A 19663-nucleotide genomic window follows, 5' to 3' on the forward strand; every position below is an offset into this window, starting at 1 on the left:
CCGACCCCCGAGAAGGGATGCATGGAGTGACCGAGGAGACCAAGGTGGCCCCCAACGAGGCCGACCGGATCAAGCAGCTCGAGCGTGAGGGCGACATCGCCGCCGATTACCTCGAGGAGCTGCTGGACATCGCCGATCTCGACGGCGACCTGGACATGGACGTGGAGGGCGACCGTGCGGCGGTCTCCATCGTCGGTGCCGACCTGGCCCAGCTGGTGGGGCAGCATGGCGAGGTGCTCGACGCTCTGCAGGAGCTGACCCGCCTCGCGGTCTATCGCGAGACCGGCGAGCGCTCTCGGCTGATGCTCGACGTGTCGGGCTTCCGCGCGAACCGTCGCTCGACGCTCGAGGCGCTCGCCGCCGAGACCGTCGCGCAGGTGAAGGAGTCCGGTGCCTCGGTCTCCCTCAAGCCGATGTCGCCGTTCGAGCGGAAGGTCGTCCACGACGCCGTCGCCGCCGCCGGCCTCACCTCGGAGTCCGAGGGCGCCGAGCCCCGGCGCTACGTCGTGGTGCTTCCGGCCTGATTCGATGAACGACGTTTCACGTGAAACACCCTCCGTGCCCGCCGTGGCGCGGAGGGTGTTTCGTTCTGACCGACTCCCCCTCGCCGAGGCGTACGCCGAGCTACTCGCGACGGCTGGCGTCGACCGCGGGCTGATCGGTCCCCGCGAGGCGCCCCGCCTGTGGGATCGCCATCTGCTCAACTGCGCCGTCCTGGGCGACCTGCTCCCCGAGGGCTCGGCCGTCGCCGACATCGGGTCCGGTGCCGGCCTGCCCGGCCTGATGCTGGCGATCCATCGGCCTGACCTGCGGATGACCCTGATCGAGCCGCTGCTGCGCAGGACGACCTTCCTCAGTGAGGTGGTCGCGCAGCTGGATCTCGACAACGTCGAGGTCGTCCGCGGTCGCGCCGATCTCCTGCACGGGAAGCGCACCTTCGATGTCGTCACCTCCCGCGCGGTCGCCCCGTTGGGGCGGTTGCTGCAGTGGTCCATGCCGCTGGTAGATGCACAGGGTGCGTTGGTCGCGATGAAGGGCTCCTCGATCGCCACGGAGATCGATGAGGCGCGCGATGTACTCTCCGAATTCGGCTGCGCCGAGCCCACCGTGAGCACCCTCGGCGAAGGACTGCTCGATGAGACGACGCTGGCCGTGCGAGTGGCGTGGGCTGATCCCACCACGGTAGGTTCGACGTCTCTGCCTGTCGCGGCACGGCGCCGTCAAGGAGCCAGTCAGAGCGGCAGCAAGAAGGCCCGTACGAAGCGGAGGAAGAACACGTGACCGAGGGCATCAGCAACGACGAGTCGGAGCGTGCAGTGTCGGCGTCCCCAGAGTTTTCCACCGGGTCTGACCAGGTGTCTGAGCGTGACAATCCACAGAACGACCCCGGTTCTCCACAGGGCGACAGCGATGTTTCACGTGAAACCGGAGCCGGTGGATATCGCGTCCGAACCGCGGCGGACCTCGCCGATTTCGCCGAGGTGATCGCCGACGACGAGACCCCGCTGGCCCGGGCCACCGAGAACACCATCCTCGCGCGGCAGCAGTCGCAGGCACGGCCGCCGATGCCACGGCCGACGTCGACGCGCGTCATGGTGGTGGCCAATCAGAAGGGCGGCGTCGGCAAGACCACCTCCACGGTCAACCTCGCCGCCGGTCTCGCCCAGCTCGGGCAGCGCGTCCTGGTGGTCGACCTCGACCCGCAGGGCAACGCCTCCACGGCGCTGTCCGTGGACCACTTCCAGGGCACTCCTGGCACGTACGAGCTGTTGGTCGACGACGTCGCGCTCAACGACGTCGTCCGGGCATGCCCGGAGCTCCCAACCGTCGAGGTCGTCCCGGCGACGATCGACCTCGCCGGTGCCGAGATCGAGCTGGTCAGCGTGGTGGCACGTGAGGGTCGGCTGAAGAAGGCGCTGATCGGCAGCGGTCGCGTCGGCGATGCGTCGGTCGGGGAGGAGCGGTGGGACTACGTCCTCATCGACTGCCCGCCGTCGCTGGGTCTGCTCACCCTGAACGCGTTGGTCGCGGGTGCGGAGATGCTGATCCCGATCCAGGCGGAGTACTACGCCCTCGAGGGTCTCGGCCAGCTCCTCAAGACCGTCGACATGGTGCGCGCTCACCTCAACCCCGAGCTCGCCGTCTCCACGATCCTCATCACCATGTACGACGCTCGTACGCGCCTCGCCGCCGGTGTCGCGGACGAGGTCCGCGGACACTTCGGCGACCAGGTGCTGAAGACGTTCATCCCGCGCTCGGTGCGCGTCTCGGAGGCGCCGTCGTACGGCCAGACGGTGATGACCTACGACCCGGGCTCGCCGGGTGCGTTGAGCTACCTCGAGGCGGCTCGTGAGATCGCAGGGAAGGGAATCGAGGCGTGAGCAAGCCGGCACCGAAGCGAGGTCTGGGACGCGGACTGGGCTCGCTGATTCCGACCGCTCCGCCCGTCGCCGTCGCGGATCGGGAAGCGGATGCTCAGCGCAACCCCGATGTCCGGGATGCGGACTTTGCCCCAGGATCGACGAACGGAACGTCGCCGGACCTGGGCCCCGCCGAGGTCGCCCGAGGCGCTCAGATCGAAGATTCGGGTCTGAGGCCGGTCGAGGGCGCCTACTTCGCCGAGCTGCCGCTCACGTCGATCCGGCCCAACCACGTCCAGCCCCGCAGCGTCTTCGACGAGGAGGCGATGGACGAGCTGGTCCATTCCGTGCGGGAGATCGGCGTCCTGCAGCCCGTCGTCGTCCGCCAGGTCGGTGACGAGTTCGAGCTGGTCATGGGTGAGCGGCGCTTCCGCGCCAGCCAGCGCGCCGGACTCTCGACGATCCCCGCGATCGTCCGGGAGACCGAGGACACCGACATGCTCCGGGACGCACTCCTGGAGAACCTGCACCGCTCGCAGCTGAACCCGCTCGAGGAGGCGGCCGCCTACCAGCAGCTGCTGGAGGACTTCGGCTGCACCCATGACGAGCTGGCCACGCGCATCGGCCGCTCCCGCCCGCAGATCAGCAACACCCTGCGCCTGCTCAAGCTGAGCCCGGCCGTCCAGCGTCGTGTCGCCGCCGGCGTGCTGTCGGCCGGTCACGCCCGATCGCTGCTCGGCGTCGGCGACGCCGCGACGCAGGACCAGCTGGCGCAGCGGGTGGTCGCCGAGGGGATCAGCGTGCGCGGCCTGGAGGAGATCGTCGCCCTGCGCGAGATCGACGGCGAGCAGCAGCCCAAGCGTCGCTCCGCCCGCCTCAAGGGCCCGGCCCCTGAGCTCAACGTCTTCGCCGATCGCCTGGCCGATCGCCTGGAGACGAGCGTGAAGGTCGACATGGGCCGCGCGAAGGGCAAGATCACCGTCGAGTTCGCGACTCTCGAGGACCTGCAGCGGATCGTCGAGATCATGGACCCGCGCAATCGGAACGATAAAGTGATCTAGAGATAAAGCGATAAGTCGACAATTGACCGGGTCGCCCGAGGTTCAAGCGCCACGAGCATGGCAGCCCCGCGGGCCGCGAGGCTCGCGGCAAGCCGGTCGCTCGGGCCGGAGGTTGCGAGGGTCCGTCGCCGGCGCTCCTCGCGCTTCAGCCCCGGCGCTGGTTGAGGCGTGAGCAGCGAGTCTCGAAGCCGTTCGGAGCGCGAAGTGCGCAGTGGGTGGTCGCGGGGAAGTCCACACTTCGGCTGGCGCCCGGTGTTTCACGGGAAACGTCGCTTCAGAAGTTCTGTGAGAGCGATTCTGAGCGAGGTGCCGAAATCGCGAAAGGGCCCCGATTCCTCAGAATCGGGGCCCTTTCGGCGCCTTAAGGACCTCGGAACGTCATACGTTCCGCTCCGCCGGTGGGCTCGGAGCGTATGACGTACGGCGTCACTGGGTGTCGGTGCTCGGCGTCTCGTTGCCGCCCATCGGCAGGGTGTCGAGGGGAGTGGTGGCGCCGAACGTGTTGCGCAGCTCCATCTCCTCCTCGATGACACCGGCCAGGCGGCGTACGCCCTCGCGGATCCGCTCGGGCGTCGGGTAGCAGAACGAGAGCCGCATCGAGGAAGAGCCGAAGCCGTCGGCGAAGAATGCCGTGCCCGGGACGTAGGCGACCCGGGCGGTCACGGCGCGCGGCAGCATCGCCTTGGCGTTGACGCCCTGGGGGAGTGTCATCCAGACGTAGAAGCCGCCGGCGGGGACGTTCCAGTGACAGCCCGCGGGCATCATGTCGTTGAGCGCACTGATCATCGCATCGCGGCGCTCGCGGTACATCTCGCGGAAGCTCTTGATCTGGCCCTGCCAGTCGCTCTGCGCGAGATAGGCGGCGATCGCCATCTGGCTGAACTGTGGCGGGCACAGCGTCGCGCTCTCTTGGGCGAGCACCAGCTTCTCGCGGACGGTGTGCGGCGCGAGGGCCCAGCCCACCCGGAAGCCCGGCGCGAAGGTCTTGGAGAACGAGCCCAGGTAGATGATGTTGTCGCTGCTGATCGAGCGCAGCGCCGGCATCGGGTCGCCGTCGAAGCCGAGCAGGCCGTACGGGTTGTCCTCGAGGATGAGGACGCCCTCCTCCTCGCAGATCCGGACGATCTCGTGACGGCGCTCCAGCGACATCGTCACGCCGGCCGGGTTGTGGAAGTTGGGGATCGTGTAGAGGAACTTGATCTTCTTGCCGGCCGCGCGCGTCGCCGCGATCGCGGCACGGAGGGCGTCGGGGATCAGGCCGTCGGCGTCCATCTCGGCGTGCACGACGTCGCACTGGTAGGACTTGAAGACACCGAGAGCACCGACGTACGAGGGCGCCTCGCAGATGATGACGTCGCCCGGGTCGCAGAAGATGCGGGTCACCAGGTCGACGGCCTGCTGCGAGCCGACCGTGACGACGACATCGTCGGGATGGGCCTCGATGCCCTCGAGCCGCATCACGTCGGTGATCTGCTCGCGCAGCTCGATCATGCCCTGGCCCGAGCCGTACTGCATCGCGACGGTGCCATGGTCGCGGACGACGCTGTCGATGGCGCCTCCGACGACGTCGAGGGGCAGGCCGGAGATGTTCGGCATGCCGCCGGCGAGCGACACGACCTCAGGACGGGACGCCACGGCGAAGAGTGCTCGGATCTCGGACTGCGTCATCCCAGCCGTGCGCGCGGCATAGCGGTCGACGTAGGGATCGAGGCGGTTGCTGCTGCGCGTGGTGGGGGAAGTGTCCATGATCGTTCTAGCATGAAGGATGTCACACGCCTTCGCATCACCGGAGTCCGCCCTCGCGGAGTGAGATGTCACGCAAAGTCGTCCCCTTGACACTGGATCGGCTCGCCGAGCTGGCCGCTCCGTGCCGCTCCTGCCTGTTCTGGGAGCTCGATCCGGTCCGTCGTGAGCGGGTCCCGGCGGACGAGCGGACGGCCGTGAAGGAGGCCTGGCTCAGCGAGGTGCTGCGCGAGTGGGGCTCCTGCGGACGGGTCGCGGTGGTCGACGACCGCGTGGTCGGCTACCTGATCTACGTTCCGGAGCGCTTCGTCCCCGGCTCCTCCGCGTTCCCCACCGCCCATCGAGGCCTTCGGCGACGTCGGCCCGCTGAGCGGGCTCACCGGGCCGCGCTGTGCGGCGCCGGCGGAGTTCCTGGCGCGGGTGGGCTTCAAGACGCATCGCGCGCACGCCACCGCGCCGCGGCTGCGGATGGATCTGTCGAGCGCGATCACCTGGCGGGATGTGGCATGGGAGCGGGTGATGGGCGTCGTACGGCCGCGGCGTCCCGAGCCGACGCCTGCTCCGGTGCGGCGTGCTCCCTGAGTCCGCGCCACGAGGGGTAACACGATGTCCACTGAGGTAGCAGCGCGACGCAACAGGCTGCTACCCCCACCGAACATCGTGTTACCCCCCCGGCCGGGGAGGGAGCCGACGCCTGCTCCGGTACGGCGTGCTCCCTGAGTCGCGCCGCGGCGCCGCCCGGACACGAGCACGAATGGGACACGCTCCAGTCGACGTGACGGCTCGTTCCTCACCGCCCCGTCGCCCTGCGGGGAGCCCCACCGCGCTCGCCCCGTTCGGCGTCGCGTCACGCCGAGATGCACGAACGGCCCGCACCGAGGTGCGGGCCGCTCGTTGGTCGAGCTGGGCTGATCAGCCGATGAAGGCGGCGAGCTCGTTGAGCAGGGCGGCCTTCGGCTTCGCGCCGACGATCGACTTCACGACCTCACCGTTCTGGTAGACGTTGATGGTCGGGATGCCGGTCACGCGGTAGTTCGACGGGGTCACCGGGTTCTCGTCGACGTTCATCTTGAGGAAGGTGACCTTGTCACCGTGCTCGCCGGCGATCTCGTCGAGGATCGGGGCGACCTGGCGGCACGGACCGCACCACTCGGCCCAGAAGTCCACCAGGACGGGCTTGTCGGACTTGAGGACCGTGGCGTCGAACTCGGCGTCGGTCACAGCGGAGATGTTGTCAGCCATGGGCTCACCCTTCGTTGAGATGTTGCGATGAAGTCTGAGGGAAGAACAGGGAGCGTGCGGAATCTGTTCCCGCACCGCCCATCAGGCGCCGGCGAGGGCCGCGGCGTGGTGCTCGATGTCGGCCAGGAAGCGCTCGGCGTCGAGGGCGGCGGCGCAGCCGGAGCCCGCGGCGGTGATCGCCTGGCGGTACGTGTGGTCGACCAGGTCGCCGCACGCGAAGACACCCGAGATGTTGGTCGCCGTACCGGCCACAGCGCCGCCGGTGGCCGTGGTCACCTGGTGACCCGTGACGACGTAGCCCTCGGCGTCGAGCTCGACCTGGCCCTTGACGACCTCGGAGCGCGGGTCGTGGCCGATCGCGATGAAGACGCCGGAGGCCTCGAGGTCGCTCTTCTCGCCGGTGACCGTGTCGACGATCGTGAGCGACTCGACCGAGTCGGCCCCGTTGAACGACTCGATCGCGGAGTTCCACTTGATCTCGAGCTTGGGGTCGTTGAAGGCGCGCTCCTGCATGATCTTGGAGGCACGCAGCTCGTCGCGGCGCACCAGCAGGGTCACCTTCGAGCCGAAGCGGGTGAGGAAGGTGGCTTCCTCGACGGCGGAGTCGCCGCCGCCGACGACCACGATCGGCTTCTGGCGGAAGAAGAAGCCGTCGCAGGTGGCGCACCACGAGACGCCGCGCCCCGACAGCTCCTCCTCGCGGGGCAGACCGAGCTTGCGGTAGCCCGAGCCCATCGCGAGGATCACGGCCTTGGCGTAGTGCGTCTCGGTGGCGGTCTTCACGACCTTCACCTCACCGGAGAGGTCGACCTCGACGATGTCGTCGGGGATGAGCTCGGCGCCGAAGCGCTCGGCCTGCGCGCGCATGTTGTCCATCAGCTCCGGACCCATGATGCCGTCGCGGAAGCCAGGGAAGTTCTCCACCTCGGTGGTGTTCATCAGCGCGCCGCCGGCGGTCACCGAGCCCTCGAAGATGAGCGGCTTGAGCTCGGCGCGCGCGGCGTAGACGGCGGCGGTGTAGCCCGCCGGGCCGGAGCCGATGATGATGACGTTGCGGGGCTCGGTCGGCGAGCTGGTCATGGATGGACTCCCTGGATCGGTGACGCTTCGAGAACCGATCGTAGGCGACAAAGATTCCCTGCCCGTACGTCGTCAGCCCACGTGGGCGCCGGTGAGGCCGACCTCCGCCACGGCGCCGCGGTAGCCACCGTCGGTGTGGGGCAGCGAGGTGAGCCAGACGACGACGTAGCGGCCGCGTGCGTTCTTCAGCGAGACCTTCTGCGCGGGCGAGGTGATGGTGGCGCGGGCGACCGGCGTGAGGCCGTTCGGCGATGCAGGCTTCGTGTCGGTGACGTAGAAGGAGACGCCGGTGTCGCCGCCGGCGACCGTGATGGTCGCGGTGTCCACGGCATAGGTGCGCTTGAGGTCGAGGACCAGGCCGACACCGCTCTTGAGCGCCGGCGGCGCGTCGCCGAGCTGAGCGTTGTACGTGTTGGTCTGCCACACCGTGGAGGCCTTGCCGTCGACGGCGTTCTTCGCCTGCTCGGGGTTCTCGGTCTGCGGGTCGCCGAAGGGGTCGTAGTCGGTGGCGGTGACGCCGGTGATCGGGTTGACGGGGGTCGCGGTGCGGGTGGCGCTGCCGGAGGCCGTGGGCTGCTCGGGGTTGTCGCCGGTCGCCTCGTGCACGATCAGCGCTACGGCGACGACGAGCAGCAGTACCACCAGGCCGACGGCGAAGGGGAGCCATCGGCTGGGCGGCGGCCCGTCGTCCTCCGGGGGCGGGACCCGGTGGGCGCCGGTGCGGGGAGCGTCGTCGAGCCACGGCCAGTAGCCGGCGGGGTCGCTCGGTGTCGCGGGCGAGGAGGCCGGAGTGGCGCGCGGGACGCGGTCCTCGTCGGCGAACAGCGGCTTCGGGGCCGGCGGCTCCAGCGGCGGCGGAGGCGGGGCGGGGACGTCACGGGGCCGGTGCCAGCTGTCGTCGTCCTCGAAGGACGGGATGCCGTGCTGGGTCGCGTCCCCATCGTCGGCACCGTCGTCGGCCCCGTCGTCGGCCCCGTCGTCGGCCCCGTCGTCCGTCCCGCTGTCGCCCCGGGGTGCGGCGATCGGTGAGATCTGGGTCTGCTGGCCGGTCGCCAGATCGGTGCCCGGCCGGACCGGGCCGGTGTGGCCCGGAGTCTGGCCCGGAGTCTGGCCCGGCGTGGGACCCGGAGTCTGGCCCGGAGTCTGGCCCGGCGCGGGAGCGATGCTCGTCGCGTCGGGCCCGTTCGGGTAGTCCATGGTCGCCAGGGGGCCGGTGTCGGCCCGGATCCGGCCGCCGTTCTCGTCGGGCAGCTCGCTGAGGTCCGGCGGCTCGCCGACGAACTCCATCAGCCGGTCGTGCAGGTAGCGCGCGTCGACCTCCGGCGAGGAGTGCCGGCCGCGGGCGCCGGCGTTGAGGCCGGCGTCGCAGAGGTCGTCGAGCAGCCGCGGGACGCCCGCCCGGACCTGCCGCGGGCGCATCGGGTGACTGCCGTCGAGCGGCGTCGCGGGTACGGCCGACGGCGTGGCGCCCGGCCAGGTGCCGGTGAGCCCGGCCATCAGGATCCCCGCCAGGGCGGTGTCGTCGTCGGCCGCGGATCCCGGCGCCTCGCCGTAGAGAGCGGCGTCGACGGCGAAGCCGACGATCCGCACCCCACCGCCCTCGTCGATGAGGACGCTCTCCGGGGTGAGTCGCCCGTGGGCGTACCCGTAGCCGTGGGCCCGCGCGAGCGCGGCGGCGACCTGCGCCGTCACCCAGGCGGCGTGGGTGGCGGCGAGCGGGCCGGAGCGGGCGAGCAGGATGTCGAGGGAGGTGCCGCGGCCCCACTCGCTGACGACGTACGAGATGCCCTCGCGGGACTCGGCGTCCAAGACGCGCAGCAGGCGCTGGTCGGCGATGGAGGCCGAGGCGCGGGCGGCGGTCATCAGCCGCGGAGCGCGCGGGTCGTCGGCGTCGAGGACGTGGACAGCGACCGGGCGACCGAGGATGCTGTCGTGCGCGAGCCAGAAGCGGCCGTGGTCGGACTCGCTGAGCAGGTCGGCCAGCCGATAGCGCCCCGCGAGGACGTCACCTGGCCGATGCATACTCATGACCTGAGACTAGCGAGGCCGGGTGTCGCGGGCGTGTCACGAGCGGCGCAGGCGCGCGGCCAGTGCCGACACGAACCCGGTCAGCTCGGTGATCCGCAGCAGCCGGGCGCCGAGGAAGATCAGGCCCAGGTCGAGTCCGCCGACGACGGCGGTCTTGATCGCGGCCATCAGCCACGTCCGGTCGGGCCACACCTGGTCGAAGCCGCGTCCGACCAGCCAGGCCACCGTGGTCGCGACGGCGGTGAGCAGCAGCATCCGGATCAGGAACCGGACCAGCAGATCGGTGCGCAGCGGCCCGATGCGCCGGTTGAGGCGGGTGTAGGCGTTGATCGAGCCGACGAAGTACGCCAGGCCCCAGGCGGCGGCGAGCGCCGGCGCGGTGTGCTCGGGGGAGACGTTCTTGACCAGCAGGATCGCGGCCACGACGTTGACCGCCGCCACCAGGCACTGCATCCAGAAGACGGTCTTGTTGCGCTCGAGGGCGTAGAAGCCGCGCAGCAGGACGTACTGCAAGGTGAAGAAGACCAGGCCGGGCCCGAAGACCGCGATCGTGGGGCCGTACTTCGTGTACTGGTCCACCGAGGCGCCGAAGCCGAAGAGCATGTGGGCCAGGTCGGTGGAGAGCACCGGGAGCAGGGCGGCGAAGGGGAGCACGATCGCGATCGAGGAGCGCAGCGTGCGCGCGACGCCGTACGCGAAGCCTCGCGGGTCGAGCGCGACCACCCGGGCCGACAGCGTCGGCAGGACCGCGGTGGCCAGCGAGACGGTGACGATCGAGTGCGGCACCTGGGTGAGCAGGAAGGCGTTGGAGTAGATCGTGTAGCCGGAGCCGTTGCGGCCGGATCCGGTGGTGGCGAGGCCCGTCACGACGATGTACGCGGCCTGGTTGACGATCACGAACAGGACGGTCCAGATGCCCAGGCTGAGGGTGTGGCTCAGGCCGGTGTTGCGGAAGTCGAAGCGTGGCCGGAACCGGAAGCCGATCGCCCGCAGGTACGGCACCAGCACCAGGAACTGCAGCGCGATGCCGGCCGTCGAGCCGAGGCCGAGCAGCAGCTCCTCGCCGCGGCTGTAGTCGCCCGTGCCGGCGGTGCCGAAGTAGGCGATGTAGAAGACCAGCACGGCGACGGAGACGACGTTGTTGGCGATCGGCGCCCACATCATCGGGCCGAAGCTGCGGTGCGCGTTGAGCACCTGCCCGAGCAGCACGAACATGCCGTAGAAGAAGACCTGCGGCAGGCAGTAGCGCGCGAACGTGATCGCGCTCTGGGTCTCGGCCTCGGTGTGGTGGTGGAAGTAGAGCCGGATCAGCAGCGGCGCCGCGGCCACCAGCACCACCGTGACGGCGGCGAGGAAGATGGTCGCGAGCGTGACGATGCGCTGGGTGTACGCCTGCCCGCCGTCCGGGTCCTGCTTGATCGCGCGGACCAGCTGCGGGACGAGCACGGCGTTGAAGACGCCGCCGGCCAGCAGGATGTAGAGCATGTTGGGGATCGTGTTGGCGACGTTGAAGACGTCGGCCCGGCCGATCGATCCGATCGCGGCGGCGAGCAGTGCCGCGCGCACGAAGCCGCTGAGGCGGGAGAAGAGCGTGCCGACCGCCATCACGGCGCTGGCGCTGGCCAGCGATCCGCTCCGGGAGCGCCGTGCCGCTCGGCGGGCCGGCACGGCCGCGCGCTTGCCGCTCACGGGCCCTCCACCGCCTCCACCGTCTCGGCGCCGACGGCGCGGTTGCGGATCCGGCGGACCAGCCGCACCACGATCGCGGCGAAGAGCAGTCCGAGCCCCCCGCCGATGAAGAGCCAGATGATCCGGCTGACCTCGGCGGTACGGATCGGGAAGGTGACCTCCGAGCCGAGCGGCTTGCCGTCCAGCGTGTTGAGCTGGAGCGCGACGTTGTGGACGCCGTTGGTGTGCGCGTGCGCGGTGAGGAGTACGCCGGTGTGGCCGTTGGCGGGGATCACCAGGCGGTTGGGGCCGGAGATGGTGAGGTCGCCGTCGGAGACCGCCTTGACCCGCACCTGGACGGGCTGGTCGAGGCCGTTGATGACGGTGGCGTTGAACTTGCCCTGATCGCTGGAGAGCGTCACCGACGGCGGGCCCTCGACCGTGATCGAGCGGAGCTGGGCGTCGATCGCGTCACGGCTGCGGTCGGCGGCGGTGCCCGCGGCACCAGCGGCGCCCCGCGCGGTGTAGGAGGCGCTGGTCAGGGCGTCGTCGAGCACGTCGGTGGCCACCTGGTCGTTGTGCGGGAGCACGCTCTGCAGCTTCTCGCCCGAGGCCTGCAGCGCCGTGACCGCCCCGAAGACCTCGGCCGGGAGCTCGGCCTCCTTCTCGGCGTCGGGGTAGTGCAGCCGGCTGGTGTCGACGTCCTGCGCGACCGCGGTGGAGACGGCACCCGACACGGTGGTCAGGTCGAGCCACGGCTGGTCGAGGCCGGTGAAGAAGCCGGCGCCGTCGGTTCCCGACACCCAGTCCGCGGGCAGCACCGCCAGGATCGGCTCGTCGGTCGCGATCCGCATCGAGGCCTGGGCGAGCAGCTCCTGGCGCACCGCGATCGGGCTGCGCTGGTGACCGGGCGGCGGGCCGCCGGCGGCGACGAGCGAGGAGGTCGTGAAGACCGTACGGCCCTCGATGGTGGCGGCCGGCGGGACGGTGCCGCTCAGCGCTCGGTCGCTCAGCAGGAGCGGTGTGGTGGAGGCGCCGAGCCGGAGCGCATCGGGCTGGAGGTAGCCGCTGGTCGGGACGTCGAGCGGCAGCGCGCTGATGCCCAGGGCGGCGAGGACCGCCTGGCCGCGCTCGCGGGCGACGGCGTAGAGGTCGGCGTCGTGGCGAGCGGTCGCGGAGAGGTCGAGGTCGCCGTACGGGAGCGTGTAGACCGCCGGGCTCTGGTTGAGCGTCGGCAGCAGATGCGCCAGCCAGGCCTTCGCCGGCTCGGTCGCCGCGGCCGGGTCGGCGGTCTCGGTGGTGCCGCTCGGCGTGCTGGTCGCGACCCGCTGCGACAGTGCGAGCGCCGGCGCGGTGGCGCTGGTGCCGGAGGCGGCCGGCGACGGGGTCTGCCCGTCGCCGCTGTCGTCACCGTCGGAGCCGGTGCCGTCGGTGGGGGCGATGCTGCGGGCCGGGTTGCCGGCCGCGAGCTGCTCCACCGCATCGATGAGCGCCGGGTCGACCAGCCAGGAGACCTGCCGGCCGCCGGCGAAGTCGAGGAGGTCCCAGAGCCGCCCGCCGGGCGAGAGCTGGCGGGCCCAGCGGGCGACGGCGGCGATGCTGCCATCGGGCTGGCGCAGCACCCGCTGGCGCAGCGGCACCACCAGCGCGGCGGGCACCGGCGTGACGTGCGTGGGCCGGGCGACGAGCGGCAGGAAGGTGCGCGCGCGCCCGTCGGCGTACTCGTCGCGGGCGCCGTCGGCGCTGGTGCCGAGCACCTGTACGCCGAACCAGTAGACGCCGGGCTCGGTGACCGGTCCGAAGCTGTCGCCGTGCAGGTCGGCGCGCGGGATCGCCAGCTCGAAGGAGGCGCTGGCGCCGGGCGCGAGGTCGGGCAGGGTGGCGAACTCGCCGAAGGTGGTGATCCGCTCGCCCACCTGCGCGGTGGGATCGGAGATCGATGCCTCGGTCAGCTCGGTCTCGGTGGTCAGGGGCGTGCTGCCGATGAACGCGTAGACGTTGAGCGCCTGCCAGGCCTGGTCGTCGTCGTTGGTGACGGTGCCCGCCACCCGTACCGTGCCGTGCTCGGTGTCGCTCTTCAGGGTCGAGGGCGTGAGGCTGTCGATCGTGACGCTGAGCGGGTCCGTGTCGCTCGTCGCCTGGGTGTCGCCGGCCCGGTGCATCGTGGCGGAGGCTGGGCTCATCGGGAGCGCGACGAGGGCGCTCAACGCACCCAGGAGAAGGGCCAGTGCGGTCGTCGCCGACGCCCACGCAGGGACGGTACGGCGAGAAGGCATGCGGCTGAGGATATCGGCCGTCCTGTGAGGGACACCTAAACTGTGGCCCCATGTCCGACAGCTCCTTCGTCCCGCTCTCCATCGTCGAGGTGCAGCGCCGGGTCGACGCCGAGCTGGACCGGCTCGCCCCCGTGCTGGTGCCGCTGAGCGAGCTCTTCGCGAGCGCCGGCCACGAGCTGGCCCTGGTCGGCGGCCCGGTGCGCGACGCGATGCTCGGCCGACCGGTCAACGACCTCGACTTCACCACCTCCGCGCGCCCCGACGAGACCGAGCGGCTGCTCAAGACCTGGTCGAGGGCGACGTGGGACATGGGCCGCGAGTTCGGCACGATCGGCGCCCGGGCACCCAAGGACCAGGGTGGCTGGGACGTCGAGATCACCACCTACCGCTCCGAGGCCTACGACCCCGACTCGCGCAAGCCGATCGTCGAGTACGGCGACAACCTCGCCGGCGACCTCGGGCGACGCGACTTCACCGTCAACGCGATGGCCGTACGCCTGGCCGGGCCCGGTGGCGTGGAGCGCCAGGTCGAGGACCCGTACGGCGGTGTCGTCGACCTCGCGCACGGCGTGCTGCGCACACCGGGTGCCCCGGAGATGTCCTTCTCCGACGACCCGCTGCGGATGATGCGGGCCGCGCGGTTCGCCGCCCAGCTCGGCTTCTCGGTCGACCCGACGGTCGTGGCCGCGATGACGGACATGGCCGCGCGGATCTCGATCATCTCCGCCGAGCGGGTGCGCGACGAGCTGGTGAAGCTGGTCTGCGCGCCGTCGCCGCGGCTCGGACTGGTGCTCCTGGTGGAGACCGGGATCGCTGACATCGTGCTGCCCGAGCTGCCCGCGCTGAAGCTGGAGAGCGACGAGCACCACCGGCACAAGGACGTCTTCGAGCACAGCCTCACCGTGCTGGAGCAGGCGATCGACCTGGAGCCGCGGCTGTCCGCCGGTGTCTCCGAGGGCCCGGACTTCGTCAGCCGCTTCGCGGCGCTGATGCACGACGTGGGCAAGCCGCGCACGCGCCGCTTCGTCGAGGGCGGCGTGGTCACGTTCCACCACCACGACGTGGTCGGCGCCAAGATCGCGCGCAAGCGGATGAAGGAGCTGCGCTTCTCCAACGACGAGATCGACGCGGTCTGCCAGCTCATCGAGCTGCACCTGCGGTTCCACGGCTACGGCACCGGTGAGTGGACCGATGCCGCCGTACGCCGCTACGTCCGCGACGCCGGCGACCAGCTCGAGCGGCTGCACATCCTCACCCGCGCGGACTGCACCACCCGCAACCGCAAGAAGGCCGAGCGGCTCGCCCGTACCTACGACGCGCTCGAGGAGCGGATCGCCCGGCTGGCCGAGGAGGAGGAGCTCTCGGCCATGCGCCCGGCGCTCAACGGCGACCAGATCATGGCGCTGCTGGGGCTGAACCCGGGGCGCGAGGTCGGCGAGGCGTACAGGTTCCTGCTCGAGCTGCGGATGGACGAGGGTGTGCTCTCCGAGGAGGACGCGACGACGCGCCTGCGGGCCTGGTGGGCCGCGCGCGGCTGATCCTCATCCGACCGACGGGCGCGGCAGCCGGATCGCTCCCTCGGCTCCCGGGATGCGCTGACAGGTGCCGCTCGGCACCTCGCACGTGATCGGGTTCGCGGCGCGGTGGCCCCGGCCCGCGGGCGACCGCTCCTCGTCGTACGCGTAGCCCAGGACGGTGTCGTCGTCGACCCATCGCTCCAGGGTCCAGGAGGGCGCCTCGACCCTCGGCGTGACGTCGGGGCCGTGGGCGGGGTGCAGGAGGTCGCCGGTCTTCGCGTCGGCATCGATCGCCCAGGTGCGATCGAGGTTCCAGGTGCCGTGCGGCCCGCTGCCGTAGCGGAAGACCCAGGGCCGCCGCTTCGACCACTGGTCGACGCCGTCGTAGACGTCGGTCTGCTCGCCCTCGGGCAGCGCGTAGGTCCGGATCCCGTCCGGGCCGGCCACCCAGACCTGCGTGTCGGTGATGCCCGCGATCGTGGGCGGGGTGGCGTCCTCGTAGAGATCGGCGAGGTCGTCGCTCCCGGTGTCGCCCATCCCGGCGTACGTGTGCACCGCCTCGCGGCCGGTGGTGGTGTCGACGACGATCGCGGCGGCCAGGTGGGTGCCGAACTCGTCGGTGGGTCCGGTGCTGCGGTCGATGTAGGCCAGGTAGCGGCCGCTCGGGGATGCCCGCAGCTCCCCCCACCCGCTGATCTCGACACCGGTGTCCGCGACGCCCTCGGCGGTGGCGTGCCGCAGACGCGGCGTGGCGCTGCTCGGGTGCTCGCGCTCGACGAAGTAGATCCCGTCGCCGGCGACGACGTACTCGTCCATCCGCGGGCTCGTGCGGATGGTGCCCGCGGCTCCGAGGTGGACCACGCCGCGCTGGGCCCACACCGGCCCGTCGGGCTCGATCGGCTGCTCGGCGCGACCCCAGGCGGTCTGTCGCAGGGTGCCGGCATCCGCGCCGCAACCGGTCGCGAGCAGGGCGAGCGTCAGGAGAAGAACCGCCGTCCGCACGCTCGACCTCTACCCGCGGAACACCTACCGCAACCGTGTTACCGATGGGTAGGTTGGCGGCCATGACTGCTTCCAGCTCTCCCGATCTGACCGCCGAGACCACGATCGCCGCGCCGCCGGAGAAGGTCTGGTCCCTGGTCAGCGACCCCGCCCAGATGCCCAAGTGGTCGCCCCAGGTCGTCCGTACGGTCGTCCTGCCGGCACCGGCCCGGCTGGGCAGCCGGATGCTCAACCTCAACAAGCAGGGCCGCAAGCGCTGGCCGACCTCCGGCAAGATCGTGCGCTTCACCTCGGACAAGGAGATCGCCTTCCGGATCACCGAGAACCGGACGGTCTGGTCCTTCCGGCTCGAGCCCACCGCCGACGGCGGCACCCGGGTCACGCACCGCCGCGAGGTGCCGCACGGCATCTCGATGCTGTCGAAGGTCCTGACCAAGGTCGCGCTCGGCGGACAGGAGCCGTTCGTGGCCGAGCTGCGCTCCGGGATGTCGCAGACGCTGTCGCGGATCAAGGCCGAGGCCGAGGCCCGCTGAGGGCCACCCGACCCCGCGCGAAGCGGGTCTCCTGCACCCCGTCGCCTAGGGTTGCCTGGATATGGATCAGGAGCCGGAGGAGACGTGGGCGCGCGATCTGGGCACTCTGCTCGGTGACCTGGAGGAGCGCTCCGCGCGGACAGGGGCCGCGGCGACGCCGCTGGCGCTCGAGATCGAGTACAAGGCCGTGGACAGCCGGTGGTCGACGACCTCCGGCATCCTGCTGATCCGTCCGCTGATGTGGCGCGGCCGGAGCTGGGTGAAGGCCGGCATCGGCTGGAACGACCTGCCGTCCTCGGTGCGTGCCAGCGGACTCGACCTCGACAGCGCGCAGGTCGCCGTCCTGGCCGACCTGGCCTCCACCTTCGTACGCGGGTACGGCCAGCAGAACCCCAACCTGCTCAGCCTGGGCCCCTCGGTGTGGTCGCTGCTGCGCCGGATGCAGGAGACCGGCATCGCGCTGGTCCCCGGCCCCGGGCTGGGCGAGATCGTGGTCAGCGACGAACCGCTGGCGATCCAGGCCGACGTCTCCGTCGAGGACGACGGCGCGGGTGACCTGGCCGTACGCCTCGGGATCTCGTACGACGGCCTGTGGTGGCCGGGCATCGGACGCGAGGTCGCCGCGATCGGCGAGCCCGCCCACGGCGTGGCGCTGCTGCACCGCCCCGACGACGTCGGCCTGGCCACCGGCCGCACGCTCGTCCTCGCCCCGCTGAGCGACGCGCTGCCGCTGTCGATGCAGCGCCGGCTCAACGCCGCACCGGTCACGGTGCCGGCCGGGCAGCGCGCACAGTTCGAGTCCACCTACCTCCCGCGGCTGCGCCGCCAGCTCTCGACCGCGTCCAGCGACGGCTCGTTCGAGCTGCCCGAGGTCACCCCGCCGCGGCTGGTGCTGACGGTCGCCTGGACCGGCACCCGCGCGGACACCTCCTGGGCCTGGGCGTACGGGTCCGGCAGCGGCGAGACCGCCTACGGGATCGACTCCCGCGACGGGCTCGGGTCGGTCCGCGAGGCCGATGCCGAGGCCGACGTGCTGGCCGGCCTGAGCCTGCCCGCCGTCGCCGACGGTCTGCTGCGCGACGAGGGCGGCGCCCTGCTGCCGGTCCGGACCTGGACCGACCGCGACCTGGTCCGCTTCGTCGAGGAGATCCTCCCGCCCCTGCAGGAGGCTGCCTCGGCCGGCGCGTTCGAGCTCGACGAGAGCGGTGAGCGGCTCGACTTCCGGGCGGCGCTGAGCGCGCCCGAGGTGCGCTTCGAGCAGGCCGACGACGAGCACGCCCGCAACGATCGCGACTGGCTCGACCTGACCATCACGATCAGCGTCGACGGGGAGCCGGTCGCGCTCAAGGACGTCCTCACCGCGCTGACCACCGGCGCCGACATGGTCTTCACCGCGTCGGGCCGGCACATGGCCGCGGCTCACCCGGCGTTCGCCCAGCTCGCCGAGCTGGTCGCCGACGCCGGCCAGCTCGTCGACCAGCCCGTGGACGGGCTCCGGGTGGGGCGCTACGACCTGGCGATGTGGGCCGAGCTCGAGACCCTCGGCGTGGTGGACGAGCAGGTCAGCGCCTGGGCGCGGACGGCGCGCGCGCTGCGCGACTTCGAGGGCCTGCCCGAGGTGCCGCTGGACGGGCTCGCTTCGATCCCGCGGCCCTACCAGGCCGACGGCATCCGCTGGCTGGCCTACCTGTGGGAGAGCGGGCTTGGCGGGATCCTGGCCGACGACATGGGCCTGGGCAAGACCCTGCAGACCCTCTCCCTCATCGCGCACACGCGCACGCGAGGCGGCGGTCCGTTCCTGGTGGTCGCGCCGACCAGCGTGCTGAGCACGTGGGTCTCCGAGGCGGCCCGACACACCCCGGGGCTGACCGCCCGGGCGGTGCTCTCCTCCGCGGCCCGCCGCGAGCAGACGCTCGCCGAGATCTACGACGGCGCCGACATCGTCGTCACCTCGTACACGCTCTTCCGGCTCGAGGCGGAGGCCTATCGCGAGCTGTCGTGGGGCGGGCTGGTCCTCGACGAGGCGCACACTGTCAAGAACCACCAGGGCAAGACCTATCAGGAGGTACGCCGCCTCGACGTGCCGTTCCGGCTGGCGCTGACCGGCACGCCGTTCGAGAACCGGCTGATGGAGCTGTGGTCGCTGCTCTCCATCGTCGCGCCGGGACTCTACGCCTCCCCGAAGCGGTTCACCCAGCAGGTGGTGAAGCCGGTCGAGCAGCTGGGCGACGAGCGCTCGCTGGCCAGGTTCCGGCGCCGGATCCGGCCGTTCCTGCTGCGCCGCACCAAGGAGCTGGTGGCCGACGACCTGCCGCCGAAGCAGGAGCAGGTCCTTGAAATCGAACTGGGTCGAGCTCATCGGAAGATCTACGACACCCAGCTCCAGCGCGAGCGCCAGACCGTGCTGGGCCTGGTCGACGACTTCGGGCGCAACCGGATCGCCATCTTCGGGGCGCTCACCCGGCTGCGCCAGCTCAGCCTCGACCCCGCGCTCGTCGACAAGACGCACGAGGACGTGGGCTCGGCCAAGCTGGACGTGCTCGTCGAGCACCTCCAGGAGCTGGCCGACGAGGGCCATCGAGCGCTGGTATTCAGCACCTTCACCACGTACCTGAAGCGGGTCCAGGCGCGGCTGGAGGCCGAGGGGATCGAGACCGCCTACCTGGACGGACGCACCCGCAACCGCCCCGAGGTGATCGACTCGTTCAAGAACGGCACCCAGCCGGCGTTCCTGATCAGCCTCAAGGCCGGCGGCTCCGGCCTCACCCTGACCGAGGCCGACTACGTCTTCGTCCTCGACCCCTGGTGGAACCCGGCCGCCGAGGCCCAGGCGATCGACCGCGCCCACCGGATCGGCCAGAAGAACCACGTGATGGCCTACCGCCTGGTCGCCTCCGGCACGATCGAGGAGAAGGTGATGGCGCTCAAGGAGGCGAAGGCCGAGCTCTTCACCCAGGTCCTCGACGGCGACGGCGCGATGGCCACCGCGATCGACGCCGAGGACGTCCGCGCCCTCTTCGACTGACGCCAGTCGATTCCCGGAGGTCGAGCTTGTCGAGACCGAGCCCCGGAGGTCGAGCTTGTCGAGACCCGAGCCCCGGTGGTCGAGCTTGTCGAGACCCGAGCCCCGGAGGTCGAGCTTGTCGAGACCGA

15 protein-coding genes are annotated in these 19663 nt (G+C 71.1%); 8 read left to right on the forward strand and 7 right to left on the reverse strand.

Going from position 1 to position 19663, the window contains the following annotated elements; genetic code table 11:
• Nucleotides 1–17 precede the first annotated feature (17 nt).
• From ACZ5L9_RS07015 to ACZ5L9_RS07030, 4 genes are all read left to right on the forward strand, one after another.
• A complete protein-coding gene (locus ACZ5L9_RS07015; RefSeq protein ID WP_464535508.1) occupies nucleotides 18–524 on the forward strand; it encodes a Jag family protein in 507 nt (168 codons plus the stop codon).
• Between the two features lie 4 nt (nucleotides 525–528).
• The gene (gene rsmG / locus ACZ5L9_RS07020) at nucleotides 529–1281 is read left to right on the forward strand and encodes a 16S rRNA (guanine(527)-N(7))-methyltransferase RsmG (RefSeq protein ID WP_464535510.1); all 753 of its coding nucleotides are present in this window, start codon (nucleotides 529–531) and stop codon (nucleotides 1279–1281) included.
• 200 nt (nucleotides 1282–1481) lie between these two features.
• On the forward strand, nucleotides 1482–2381 hold the full coding sequence (locus ACZ5L9_RS07025) for a ParA family protein (protein ID WP_464535513.1): 900 nt from the start codon (nucleotides 1482–1484) through the stop codon (nucleotides 2379–2381).
• Nucleotides 2378–3421, forward strand: a complete 1044-nt coding sequence (locus ACZ5L9_RS07030; protein WP_464535515.1) for a ParB/RepB/Spo0J family partition protein — start codon at nucleotides 2378–2380, stop codon at nucleotides 3419–3421. Before ACZ5L9_RS07025 ends, ACZ5L9_RS07030 begins: the two co-directional genes overlap by 4 nt.
• A gap of 426 nt (nucleotides 3422–3847) precedes the next feature.
• Here ACZ5L9_RS07030 and ACZ5L9_RS07035 read toward each other — a convergent pair whose 3' ends face one another.
• The gene (locus ACZ5L9_RS07035; RefSeq protein ID WP_464535517.1) at nucleotides 3848–5167 is read right to left on the reverse strand and encodes an aminotransferase-like domain-containing protein; all 1320 of its coding nucleotides are present in this window, start codon (nucleotides 5165–5167) and stop codon (nucleotides 3848–3850) included.
• Nucleotides 5168–5253: 86 nt separating this feature from the next.
• Between ACZ5L9_RS07035 and ACZ5L9_RS07040 the strand changes: the two genes are divergently transcribed.
• Nucleotides 5254–5766, forward strand: coding sequence for a hypothetical protein (locus tag ACZ5L9_RS07040; RefSeq protein WP_464535519.1), 513 nt, complete (start codon nucleotides 5254–5256; stop codon nucleotides 5764–5766).
• A gap of 310 nt (nucleotides 5767–6076) precedes the next feature.
• Here the strand turns inward: ACZ5L9_RS07040 and trxA are convergent, their stop codons facing one another.
• The 5 genes from trxA to ACZ5L9_RS07065 all read right to left on the reverse strand — a co-directional run bounded on the left by trxA (nucleotide 6077) and on the right by ACZ5L9_RS07065 (nucleotide 13458).
• Complete coding sequence (gene trxA / locus ACZ5L9_RS07045) at nucleotides 6077–6406, reverse strand: thioredoxin (RefSeq protein WP_464535521.1); 330 nt, start codon at nucleotides 6404–6406, stop codon at nucleotides 6077–6079.
• Nucleotides 6407–6487: 81 nt separating this feature from the next.
• Nucleotides 6488–7486, reverse strand: coding sequence for a thioredoxin-disulfide reductase (gene trxB / locus ACZ5L9_RS07050; protein WP_464535524.1), 999 nt, complete (start codon nucleotides 7484–7486; stop codon nucleotides 6488–6490).
• 72 nt (nucleotides 7487–7558) lie between these two features.
• On the reverse strand, nucleotides 7559–9514 hold the full coding sequence (locus ACZ5L9_RS07055) for a hypothetical protein (RefSeq protein ID WP_464535526.1): 1956 nt from the start codon (nucleotides 9512–9514) through the stop codon (nucleotides 7559–7561).
• Between the two features lie 36 nt (nucleotides 9515–9550).
• Nucleotides 9551–11203 (reverse strand): murein biosynthesis integral membrane protein MurJ, encoded by a 1653-nt coding sequence (murJ, locus tag ACZ5L9_RS07060; protein WP_464535528.1) that lies wholly within the window; start codon nucleotides 11201–11203, stop codon nucleotides 9551–9553.
• A complete protein-coding gene (locus ACZ5L9_RS07065; RefSeq protein ID WP_464535531.1) occupies nucleotides 11200–13458 on the reverse strand; it encodes a DUF6049 family protein in 2259 nt (752 codons plus the stop codon). Before ACZ5L9_RS07065 ends, murJ begins: the two co-directional genes overlap by 4 nt.
• 50 nt (nucleotides 13459–13508) lie before the next feature.
• On the opposite strand from ACZ5L9_RS07065, the gene ACZ5L9_RS07070 reads away from it, so the two are divergent.
• On the forward strand, nucleotides 13509–14996 hold the full coding sequence (locus ACZ5L9_RS07070) for a CCA tRNA nucleotidyltransferase (RefSeq protein WP_464535533.1): 1488 nt from the start codon (nucleotides 13509–13511) through the stop codon (nucleotides 14994–14996).
• A gap of 3 nt (nucleotides 14997–14999) precedes the next feature.
• On the opposite strand, the gene ACZ5L9_RS07075 is transcribed toward ACZ5L9_RS07070, so the two are convergent.
• Complete coding sequence (locus ACZ5L9_RS07075) at nucleotides 15000–15977, reverse strand: hypothetical protein (RefSeq protein WP_464535536.1); 978 nt, start codon at nucleotides 15975–15977, stop codon at nucleotides 15000–15002.
• Nucleotides 15978–16039: 62 nt separating this feature from the next.
• On the opposite strand from ACZ5L9_RS07075, the gene ACZ5L9_RS07080 reads away from it, so the two are divergent.
• Both ACZ5L9_RS07080 and ACZ5L9_RS07085 read left to right on the forward strand, forming a co-directional pair.
• Nucleotides 16040–16510, forward strand: a complete 471-nt coding sequence (locus ACZ5L9_RS07080; protein WP_464535538.1) for an SRPBCC family protein — start codon at nucleotides 16040–16042, stop codon at nucleotides 16508–16510.
• A gap of 61 nt (nucleotides 16511–16571) precedes the next feature.
• Complete coding sequence (locus ACZ5L9_RS07085; RefSeq protein ID WP_464535541.1) at nucleotides 16572–19535, forward strand: DEAD/DEAH box helicase; 2964 nt, start codon at nucleotides 16572–16574, stop codon at nucleotides 19533–19535.
• Nucleotides 19536–19663 lie beyond the last annotated feature (128 nt).

Source organism: Nocardioides sp. JCM 18998, from assembly GCF_055391535.1.

Excerpts from the sequence above, each read along its gene's own strand:
- ACZ5L9_RS07070 (WP_464535533.1), top strand. The coding sequence starts at position 13,509 with ATGTCCGACAGCTCCTTCGTCCCGCTCTCCATCGTCGAGGTGCAGCGC.
- ACZ5L9_RS07080 (WP_464535538.1), top strand. The coding sequence starts at position 16,040 with ATGACTGCTTCCAGCTCTCCCGATCTGACCGCCGAGACCACGATCGCC.
- ACZ5L9_RS07085 (WP_464535541.1), top strand. The coding sequence starts at position 16,572 with ATGGATCAGGAGCCGGAGGAGACGTGGGCGCGCGATCTGGGCACTCTG.
- ACZ5L9_RS07065 (WP_464535531.1), bottom strand. The coding sequence starts at position 13,458 with ATGCCTTCTCGCCGTACCGTCCCTGCGTGGGCGTCGGCGACGACCGCA.
- rsmG (WP_464535510.1), top strand. The coding sequence starts at position 529 with ATGAACGACGTTTCACGTGAAACACCCTCCGTGCCCGCCGTGGCGCGG.
- trxB (WP_464535524.1), bottom strand. The coding sequence starts at position 7,486 with ATGACCAGCTCGCCGACCGAGCCCCGCAACGTCATCATCATCGGCTCC.
- trxA (WP_464535521.1), bottom strand. The coding sequence starts at position 6,406 with ATGGCTGACAACATCTCCGCTGTGACCGACGCCGAGTTCGACGCCACG.
- ACZ5L9_RS07055 (WP_464535526.1), bottom strand. The coding sequence starts at position 9,514 with ATGAGTATGCATCGGCCAGGTGACGTCCTCGCGGGGCGCTATCGGCTG.
- ACZ5L9_RS07015 (WP_464535508.1), top strand. The coding sequence starts at position 18 with ATGCATGGAGTGACCGAGGAGACCAAGGTGGCCCCCAACGAGGCCGAC.
- ACZ5L9_RS07035 (WP_464535517.1), bottom strand. The coding sequence starts at position 5,167 with ATGGACACTTCCCCCACCACGCGCAGCAGCAACCGCCTCGATCCCTAC.